A 3,003-nucleotide genomic window follows, 5' to 3' on the forward strand; every position below is an offset into this window, starting at 1 on the left:
TGGTCGCGTTGCGAAGCAACGTGACAACCCTCTTTGCCTGATGACCATAGCGAGTCGGTCCCACCCCTTCCCATCCCGAACAGGACCGTGAAACGACTCTACGCCGATGATAGTGCGGATTCCCGTGTGAAAGTAGGTAATCGTCAGGCTCCCTAAGCCAAGAACCCCCGCCCGAAAGGCGGGGGTTTTTGCATTGGCGCGACGAAAATGCCCCGAGGGGCTGGACGGGCGGCCTGGTCGCAGTTCGGGCCGGGCCGGAGTATCAATTCTCCCGGATTGCCTCGATTGGATTGCCGCAAAAGGCGATCGAACCGAGCGCGCTGGCCTCGCACCGGTGACGGGGCGCTGGCTCAGCTCCACTATCCAATCATCCATCCACCTGCAGTTCGCGACGACGGCGCGCAGCTCGAGTGGCGCCTCTCACACACCTGACTAACCTCTCGTTGCAGATTTGGGCGTCGCTGGCTACGGGCCCGGAGTGGCATCGTCGACCGACCGATTGCCAGTTATCGTGCCCCGTTCGTCAACGTATTGCGCTCATCTTCCGCCAAGAATCACACCATTGCTATTCTGTGGCTATCATGCATGCCTCGCGGCCTCCGTCACGGCATGAGCCGTTGGCGTAATTCGGGCAACGAGTCGTCTATATCTAATGTTTCGCGTGTTCTTGCTGCATGCGATGAATGGCTGCTGCCAACCTAGATTGCGAAGTTGATTTGCCCCGGGAAGGCTTCGTAATTAGGCGCCGTTATCGCATCAACTCGTTGCTTCTTCGCTCAAATCGACCGAAACAACGATGCTGGAGGATGCGGCCTGCTGCATGGAAACTGGCAGCGCATAGCGCGAATCGGACGTACGCGAGTTCCTCGGTCAGATTGCGTCAGAAATCCGCGCTGTTCTTTTTGACGGGCACGGGCTGCCCGCCGCGCGACACGTAGGATTTCTTCGATGAGTGAACAGGCGGTACAGCCAAAGCAGCCTCGCCGTTCGCCCATTACCGCGAAGTGCGTGCCGCCAGCGTCGACGCCGGCCGATCGTGCCGTGCATGGGGTACTTGGATCGCGGGGTGCGTAGCCATCGCCCGGCGAAAACCGGCGCGTCATGTTCTGGCCTTGATCTCGGGTCAGCACGAGCAGCGCCGGGCTGCGAGCGGTGGACGTTGACGACATAAACGTTTTACCGTGGCAACCAAGATCCAGGTCTATTTCCGCGGTCCGCAGAATTCGTGGCCTGGACGTCGCACGCCAGCTTTCCCGCGCTTTCGTATGGATGCGGAGCGGAGAACGCGCCTGCATCGAATCCTACGCTGGTATTGGCGTTCAGCTGCACGACGCGGACATCGTACAGACATGCGGGATGTCGCGTGTATACCGCGGATTCGCTGCGATAGGCCAACCAGATGCTGACGTTGGTCGGTTTGCACGATGGCGAGACGCTGTGGGTGCCGCACTGCGGGACGTTTGTCGAGATCGCTGCGACAAGCCAGCGAGGCGGCCCTGGGCGCGGGCGCATGTCATCGCCAAGTACTGGCTGAGATAGGCGTTACGCAACGCGCAACGTGCCCATACCGGCTGAGCCGCCGGATTCACTTTCCAACGCCTCGTCACCGCAGCCGACGGCGACGAGGCACGTGGACGCATCGTTGATCCCCGACGCATAGGCGAATCCTGATGCCACGGGGGCGCCCCGGCCGAGCCGAGGCGCCCGGCGTTGAGCGCGGGCTTCAATCTGGCATATGCGGCGAGCGCCGCAGTTGCCGCAGGGCGTCCTGGGGCGTGGCTGTCAGCCAGGGCCTGCTGACGGATCTTGGCGATCGTGCTCGAGCGAAATCAGGCGTTTGCGGGATCGGCGCCATGTTCGGTCAAAGCCATGAAGCAAGCAGGCGCATGAGGATCCGAACCGGGGGCGGGCAGGTGACCCGGGATGGCATCGCGCCCGTCACTGATGTTGGCAAAGGCCGGCGCGGCAACCACGATTTCTCGTGGGGAGCCTTGGCCAAAGTCCGGATGCGACTGCTGGGGAAGCTCCGAAAGCGTTGCCACGGATATCGCCTGTCGGTCGCGCCAGTCAACACGTGAAACCGGGAGGAGGGCCCTGCGGGATATCGGCGACAGATCATTGAAGTCGCCCGGCATGAAATTTGCGGAAAATTTTCGCCTACCCGCTTGGCAGAGCGCTCAAGAGGTCGTATGATGGCGGTCTTTCGTTTTCAGCGTAGATGCAGATCGACGTTGAGGGCGGAGTCTGACGAAGATGTGGCACTGATCGGCAACACCCATGCTTGCCTTAGCCGGGCAAGAGCGGGAGATTGGTGGTTAAGCAGGTGTCGGGAAGAGAGTGAAAATAATCTTCCGGATGTGCTTGACAGATGTGCGTTGCACCCCCATAATCGTCAGTTCTCTACGGAGGGGTGCCCGAGTGGCTAAAGGGGGCAGACTGTAAATCTGTTGGCTTACGCCTACGTTGGTTCGAATCCAACCTCCTCCACCAAGATTATCAGCGCAGTGAGCGGTAAGGAATCGTTTGTAGCCCGTGCGGGTGTAGCTCAATGGTAGAGCAGAAGCCTTCCAAGCTTACGACGAGGGTTCGATTCCCTTCACCCGCTCCAGACCGCGAAGTTGAAGCGTAAAGCGCCCATGTGGCTCAGTGGTAGAGCACTCCCTTGGTAAGGGAGAGGTCGGCAGTTCGATCCTGCCCATGGGCACCAGCAGTAAAAAGTCAGTGTCTTGTTTGCGCGCGGCGCAACCTGTGAAATTCCTTTTGGGAGTCGAAAATGGCCAAGGGTAAATTCGAGCGGACGAAGCCGCACGTGAACGTTGGTACGATTGGTCACGTTGACCACGGCAAGACGACGCTGACGGCAGCGATCACGACGGTTCTGACGAAGAAGTTCGGCGGCGAAGCGAAGGCATACGACCAGATCGACGCGGCACCGGAAGAAAAGGCGCGCGGCATCACGATCAACACGGCACACGTCGAGTACGAAACGGCTAACCGCCACTA

At 60.1% G+C, this 3,003-nt stretch carries 2 protein-coding genes, 3 tRNA genes and 1 rRNA gene; 5 read left to right on the plus strand and 1 reads right to left on the minus strand.

Annotation, left to right across the window (positions count from 1 at the left end; translation table 11 throughout):
- Positions 1 to 36: 36 nt before the first annotated feature.
- Positions 37 to 149 (plus strand): 5S ribosomal RNA (rrf, locus tag B7G54_RS37645).
- A gap of 1,680 nt (positions 150 to 1,829) precedes the next feature.
- Here rrf and B7G54_RS38890 read toward each other — a convergent pair.
- Entirely contained in the window at positions 1,830 to 2,042 is a 213-nt protein-coding gene (locus tag B7G54_RS38890) for a hypothetical protein (protein ID WP_133059273.1), read from the minus strand.
- Positions 2,043 to 2,404: 362 nt separating this feature from the next.
- Between B7G54_RS38890 and B7G54_RS37650 the strand changes: the two genes are divergently transcribed.
- From B7G54_RS37650 to B7G54_RS37665, 4 genes are all read left to right on the plus strand, one after another.
- A tRNA-Tyr gene (locus B7G54_RS37650) sits at positions 2,405 to 2,490 on the plus strand.
- 44 nt (positions 2,491 to 2,534) lie between these two features.
- A tRNA-Gly gene (locus B7G54_RS37655) sits at positions 2,535 to 2,608 on the plus strand.
- A gap of 24 nt (positions 2,609 to 2,632) precedes the next feature.
- Positions 2,633 to 2,707, plus strand: a tRNA-Thr gene (locus B7G54_RS37660).
- 66 nt (positions 2,708 to 2,773) lie between these two features.
- Positions 2,774 to 3,003 (plus strand): GTP-binding protein (locus tag B7G54_RS37665; RefSeq protein WP_244289493.1); only part of this gene is annotated, 230 nt, incomplete at its 3' end.

It is taken from the genome of Burkholderia puraquae, from assembly GCF_002099195.1.
Taxonomy (GTDB): domain Bacteria; phylum Pseudomonadota; class Gammaproteobacteria; order Burkholderiales; family Burkholderiaceae; genus Burkholderia; species Burkholderia puraquae.